The sequence below is a fragment of the Cyanobium sp. NIVA-CYA 375 genome (assembly GCF_056108345.1).
In genome coordinates, this window is sequence record NZ_JBSYHW010000113.1 from 1 (window position 1) to 5062 (window position 5062).

The following is a 5062-nucleotide window of genomic DNA, read 5'->3' on the forward strand; positions in this document are numbered from 1 at the left end:
CAGATCAGCACCTGCAGCAGCCAATAAAGACGCGATTTCTGCGCCAAGGCCGCGCGACGCGCCTGTAACAAGGACGCGCTGATTGTTGAGGCTGAAGCGGCTGCCGTTGAGGTTCACGAAACTCACATGACTCTGAGCATAGTGATACACCGCAGGTCGTCGTCAATCAGAAACCTCGATACCAGCATCAGGTATGTCGTAGGTGAGACAAACTTTCTGATGCAAGACAAACTGTCTGGTGCAAGACAAACATGACTTACTCCGGAAATGCGGTGACGCGCCTTGGCTGTCTGGAATGATCGCGGATAAGCCAGTCCGTTCTTAATGGTCAATTTGCTTTGCCATGGGCTTGCCAGGCAACAGCCAGCCCAGCCCCGCGCATCGATCGGGTGCCACTGTTGGGCGTGGGCTGGTCAGAAGGAGTCTTCCGTCTGGCCGGCGAAGCTGCCGGCGTAGCTCTCGCTGCCCTCCAGCTTCTGGAACACGAACTGGCAGATCGCGGTGCCGGGGTATACGGCCAGGGGAGCAGGGCCGAAGTTGCTCATCTCCAGCACCTGCTGGCTGTCTATCCCTGGCCCCATGAAGGGGGCGCTGATATGCACCATCAGTCCGAGGCGCGCGAAACGGCTGCGGCCCTCCAGCCAGCCGCACAGACCAGGCCCCAGGCGCAGGCGCTCGCGGGTGATGCCGAGCACTGTTTCGCCCGGCATGATCAGGATGTGTTCGCCGTCGGGCACCTCGATCTTCTCGGTGAGCTGCCGGTAGTCGGTGTGTTCGCGCACCTCGATCACCTGATGCACCTTGCGGAAGACGCGAAAGGTCCGGGCGAGGGTGAGGTCTAGCGAGGCGGGGCCCACCCGTTCGGGAACGAAGGGCGTGATCGCGATCCAGCCCTCCTGGATCGCCTGCAGGATCGCCTTTCTGCCGAGAACGGCCATGAATATCTCACTGGGGCGGCGGTTGTGGATTGTCTCAGGAGGCTGTTCGGGCGCCGCTCGCAGGGGGTCTGCGCGGCTGCGCAGGCGCAGGACGACGAGCACCAGCTGCTGCAGCCAGCCCGGCGCCACGGGCCAGCCCAGAACGGCGGGCAGCATCCCCAGCGTGGCGTCGGCGACGCGGCGGTTGCAGGGGGCCAGGGCGAACACCTGCCGTTCCACCTGCTCGTTGAGCGCCATCAGCTCCACTAGGCCGGGATGGCGCTGATCCCTATCCGCTGCCCCACCGCCTGCCAGAAGCGGAACAGGTGCTCCTGCTCCAGGTCGGTGAGGCCCCGCCAGCCGTATCGACTCAGCCAGAGGATCGGCTCGCCCACGAAGGTGGAGAGCATGGAGCGGAAGTCGTCGTCGCCGATGGCGTAGTGGCCGTGGAAGCGCTTGCGCGGTCGCTGGGCGAACTCACCGGTGCGATCCAGCAGTGCGGAGATCGAGGGCACGCAGAAGGTCTTGAGCAGGGCCAGCTCAAGGGAGCGGGTGAGATCCCAGGGGAACACCACGCCGGCGTGCTGGTGGCACGACCCAGTGCTGGCCAGTCATCCTTGTCGCGGATCCTCGCCAAGGCCTCCTCCATGGCCGACCCCAGCACGTTGTTCTCCACAACCTGGACCATCAACAGCAGGCTGAGCAAAGCCTCGGCCACATTGGCTTCAGCGAATGAGGATGTTCGCGTCCAGTACCAAGCGCTTGCGCTCCACCCTCAGGCCGTTGACTGCTCACAGTGGCCTTTCGGCCAGGCCTTGAAGTCAGCACTGAGCTCGTCTTCGCTCAAACCGAAACGCTCAAATTCTGCCTGCATCAGCCGGCCAGCCTCCAACACTTTGTCCCGATCACTCAGGTTGGCTTGCTGGGGCAAGGGCACGTAGAGGCCAATGGTGCGGCCATGGCGGGTCACCTCAATCGGCGTGGACGATTCCAGATGGGAGGCCAGCCCGTCTGCTAAAGGGCGAAGCCAGTGCCCTCTGCATGGCGCCATGACTCCCAGAACAGCCTCCAAAGCGATCGAGCCGCAGCTGGCGCAACGCGACCGCTCTGCGCGAGCCACACGGGGATGTCAACGTTGATCGAAATCAGAACTGTTCATAGAGCTCCACCTCTTCTGGTCTGGACCGCCGAACGGAAATCAATCGGATGTTCTGGTCGCGGTGATGGTGCGGGCCGGAAGCTCCAGGAGCTCCGAATCGTTCCAGAGCTGCTGGGCAGCAAGGAAGTCGATGCCGTGCTTAGCAAGGTTGGAGGCTCTCCTGGCCAGATCGAAGGCGAACTCCATACGGTGCTGATTCAGTTCCTTTTCGTCTCCTTTCGAAACCTTCAAAGCCAGGCGGTCTTGCCCCTCCCACTGGACAACTGAAGGCAACTGGCTCAGACCACCAACCCCAGAATCTGCCCCACAATCGTCATCACCTCCTCCAGTTGCGAGTCGTTCAATCGCCCGATCGGATGGGGGCGAGCGCCCCTGGCGCGCCAGTCGAAGGATTTGAGTTGCTGGCAGAGCACATAGCTGTGGGCATCCGGCCGATCGGGGATGGGGCCAAGGTCCACAGCAAGGGTGGAACCACGGTTGTAGGGCGCTGAAGTCATGGCGCAGCCCACCACCAGGCCCACGGTGCGGTGGAAGGAAGCTGTGGACAAGACTGCAAAGTGGTGGTGATCCTTCATCTCGCGGCCGGCTTGGGGGTAGTGGTCGATCCAGATCACGTCACCGCGATCGGGCACCCAACCCTGGACCCCTCGGCTGGGGCTCACTCGATGACCTCCGCCCCGAGCGGCCTGAAAGCCAGAGCTTCGGTGGGTTCGCCAGCCATGGGCTCGTAGGCCGCCAGCCGTTCGGCCAGAGACAGGCGAGGCTGAACCGGCCGGATCAGCACCCCACCTTCCACGACGGAGAGTTCCACGGACTGATCTTCCTGCAGCTGAGCCTCCCGGGCGATGGCTGCGGGCAGGCGAATGCCGAGGCTGTTGCCCCAGCGGCGTAGGGCCTGGCGCGAAGGGGTGGCAGCCATGGGCATCAGGCGTATAGACAAAAGTATAGACGCCTCAAGTGACTTGGGCGGCGCAGCCAGAAGGGATCCCAGCAGGGGCGATGGCCTGACGGGCCGCCCAAAACCACGAAGCTCCACACGCTCAGGGTCGATCGAGAAGCCTGCCGCACACGTACTTGTGAAGGACACTGCTGATCAGGGTCTGATAGGGAATGCCCTCCTGCAGTGCACGGGCACGCAAGGCGCCTAGATCCTCACTGGTGAGGCGAATGTTGATGCGCTGATCCTTGGTGGCCGTTGACCTTGCGGAAGCTTCCAGGCGGGAGCGCTCTGCAGAAGTAGCCACCGAACGGAGAGTGCCCGCTTCGAAGGCTTCCAGGATTTCCTGCTCTTCGTGATCAAGGTGGTTCATGGTGCGTCTCCTGGGCGGTAGGCGATGGTGGCTTTGCGGCTGGGAATGATGGTTTTGAGAAAGAGGTGATCGTCGGCCTCGACATAAGGCACGAGATGGACATAGCCGGAGATCAGAACGACAAGAATGCGCTGGCCTGGGTAGCGGGCCTGGTTCGGATGCTCAATGATGTCGAGCAGATCACCGGATTCGATGGCAACCACCACGGCCTCAAAGGAAACGCCTCGTTGAACCTGAAGGACCTCGTTCTTGGCTGAGCTCCAGCGAAAGGACTTCATGGCAACACCATATGACCCTGTGTGCCTTTTGTCATCAGTTTTTGGGTGGGGGACGAGGGCGGCATTGCCCGAAGGGATCTCAGTAGGTGCGCCTGCCTGACGGGTCGACCAAAATCCAACCTGGCCCGGTCGCCCGGCAGCCGCCACCATCACTCCATGGCCTCCAGTCCCTCTGCTGCCATGCTTCGCCTGCGCGCGTTCATCGCCGAACGCATGCGCATGAGCCCCACCCATCAACCAACCGCTGATGTTCATGGAACTGCTCGGCCGCGGATTTGCCGGGCAACAGCCAGTCCGGCCCCGGCTCAGGACGTGGCCCGCCGGATCCTGGGAAGCGCATGGTGGGCAAGGTTCACCTTCAACGGCATCACCCGCTGAGAGAAGGACATCGTCGCCCTGGTGGGCGGCGAGCAGCTGAGCGACGCAGAGGGCGGCATCTGCTGGCACTGAACCGCCAGGCCTGCTCACGCCATTGGTTGGATGGGCACGATTGCCGGCAGCACGCTTTCCAAGGTCTGCTTGGCCAGCTTCAGATCATGGCTGGCCTGCATCCGCAGCCAGAAGCCCTCGCTCAGGCCAAAGAAACGGCAGAGGCGCAGATCGGTGTCGGCAGTGATCGCCCGCCGCCCCTTCACGATCGCGTTGATGCGGCTCTCCGGCACTCCGATCGCCAACGCCAGACGGTATTGGCTGATCCCCATCGGCTTGAGAAACTCCTCCAGTAGAACCTCACCCGGTGGCACCAGCAGGAGTTCAGTGGTAGTCAACGATTTCGACATCCTCTGGCCCGGCTTCCGTCCAGATAAAGCAGAGCCGGAACTGGTCGTTGATGCACTGATTTCAGAGACAGGCCCTGTGCTGGCCATGGCGGTTACCCCTGAGCGGCTCCAAGCGATTGCCTGGTGGAACTTGTAGATCGTTGAGGCAGGCGGCCGCATCAAGGATGGCGAGCTTGCGGAACGCGAGCTTTCAGAAGTCGGTGCGAGCGAAGCTTCCAAAGCGGCGCCCCAGCTTCCCTTCAAAGAGGGCCTGGGTGTCGCGGCAACGAAACCACCTGATCACACCGTCACCTTACCCCCGCTGGACGTAGGCACGCCAGGCAGTGGGGCCGGGCGAAGGCGATCACGAGCTGACATGGCGGCCTGGCTTGCCTGTGTTCCTCCCCCTACAAGTGCCACCCCCTGTCACACCCGCCAGGATTCCCCCATGCTCCCGCCCCCCTCTGCTGCCTTCCTTCGCCTGCGCGCGTACATCGCCGTGCGCATGCGCATGAGCCACATCGACCAACCCCTCATGCTCATGGAGCTGCTGGGGAGGAGCAGCCCCCCCCAGTTTCAGGAAAGTTGTCACCCCTCTGATCAGTACATCCGGGGGCTTGAGGACATGACTAATGCGTCG

The 5062-nt window shown here is 62.6% G+C and carries 10 protein-coding genes and 1 pseudogene; 1 reads left to right on the forward strand and 10 read right to left on the reverse strand.

The features are described 5' to 3' along the window. Positions 1-413: 413 nt before the first annotated feature. The 10 genes and pseudogenes from dcd to AC01FP_RS15995 form a co-directional block, all read right to left on the reverse strand. On the reverse strand, positions 414-938 hold the full coding sequence (gene dcd, locus AC01FP_RS15950; RefSeq protein WP_474481666.1) for a dCTP deaminase: 525 nt from the start codon (positions 936-938) through the stop codon (positions 414-416). Positions 939-1183: 245 nt separating this feature from the next. Beyond that, entirely contained in the window at positions 1184-1492 is a 309-nt protein-coding gene (locus AC01FP_RS15955) for a hypothetical protein (protein ID WP_474481657.1), read from the reverse strand. A gap of 200 nt (positions 1493-1692) precedes the next feature. Then, a complete protein-coding gene (locus AC01FP_RS15960; protein ID WP_474481658.1) occupies positions 1693-1968 on the reverse strand; it encodes a prevent-host-death protein in 276 nt (91 codons plus the stop codon). A gap of 147 nt (positions 1969-2115) precedes the next feature. Continuing rightward, the gene (locus tag AC01FP_RS15965; RefSeq protein WP_474481659.1) at positions 2116-2307 is read right to left on the reverse strand and encodes a BrnT family toxin; all 192 of its coding nucleotides are present in this window, start codon (positions 2305-2307) and stop codon (positions 2116-2118) included. A 47-nt stretch (positions 2308-2354) separates the two neighbouring features. Next, complete coding sequence (locus tag AC01FP_RS15970; RefSeq protein ID WP_474481660.1) at positions 2355-2738, reverse strand: type II toxin-antitoxin system PemK/MazF family toxin; 384 nt, start codon at positions 2736-2738, stop codon at positions 2355-2357. Further along, the gene (locus AC01FP_RS15975) at positions 2735-2995 is read right to left on the reverse strand and encodes an AbrB/MazE/SpoVT family DNA-binding domain-containing protein (protein ID WP_474481661.1); all 261 of its coding nucleotides are present in this window, start codon (positions 2993-2995) and stop codon (positions 2735-2737) included. Before AC01FP_RS15975 ends, AC01FP_RS15970 begins: the two co-directional genes overlap by 4 nt. 121 nt (positions 2996-3116) lie before the next feature. Then, positions 3117-3386, reverse strand: coding sequence for a hypothetical protein (locus AC01FP_RS15980; RefSeq protein WP_474481662.1), 270 nt, complete (start codon positions 3384-3386; stop codon positions 3117-3119). Continuing rightward, a complete protein-coding gene (locus tag AC01FP_RS15985) occupies positions 3383-3919 on the reverse strand; it encodes a BrnT family toxin (RefSeq protein ID WP_474481663.1) in 537 nt (178 codons plus the stop codon). The genes AC01FP_RS15980 and AC01FP_RS15985 overlap by 4 nt, the downstream gene beginning before the upstream one ends. A gap of 209 nt (positions 3920-4128) precedes the next feature. Then, entirely contained in the window at positions 4129-4443 is a 315-nt protein-coding gene (locus AC01FP_RS15990; protein ID WP_474481664.1) for a HigA family addiction module antitoxin, read from the reverse strand. Positions 4444-4504: 61 nt separating this feature from the next. After that, positions 4505-4612, reverse strand: a pseudogene (locus AC01FP_RS15995) (hypothetical protein); the annotation flags it as partial. Positions 4613-4870: 258 nt separating this feature from the next. Here AC01FP_RS15995 and AC01FP_RS16000 point away from each other — a divergent pair. After that, positions 4871-5062 (forward strand): hypothetical protein (locus AC01FP_RS16000; protein WP_474481665.1); only part of this gene is annotated, 192 nt, incomplete at its 3' end.

What these genes read in the sequence shown, in the direction of transcription:
- dcd (WP_474481666.1), bottom strand. Translation starts at nt 938, where the DNA reads ATGGCCGTTCTCGGCAGAAAGGCGATCCTGCAGGCGATCCAGGAGGGC.
- AC01FP_RS15960 (WP_474481658.1), bottom strand. Translation starts at nt 1,968, where the DNA reads ATGGCGCCATGCAGAGGGCACTGGCTTCGCCCTTTAGCAGACGGGCTG.
- AC01FP_RS15975 (WP_474481661.1), bottom strand. Translation starts at nt 2,995, where the DNA reads ATGGCTGCCACCCCTTCGCGCCAGGCCCTACGCCGCTGGGGCAACAGC.
- AC01FP_RS15980 (WP_474481662.1), bottom strand. Translation starts at nt 3,386, where the DNA reads ATGAACCACCTTGATCACGAAGAGCAGGAAATCCTGGAAGCCTTCGAA.
- AC01FP_RS15985 (WP_474481663.1), bottom strand. Translation starts at nt 3,919, where the DNA reads ATGAACATCAGCGGTTGGTTGATGGGTGGGGCTCATGCGCATGCGTTC.
- AC01FP_RS15990 (WP_474481664.1), bottom strand. Translation starts at nt 4,443, where the DNA reads ATGTCGAAATCGTTGACTACCACTGAACTCCTGCTGGTGCCACCGGGT.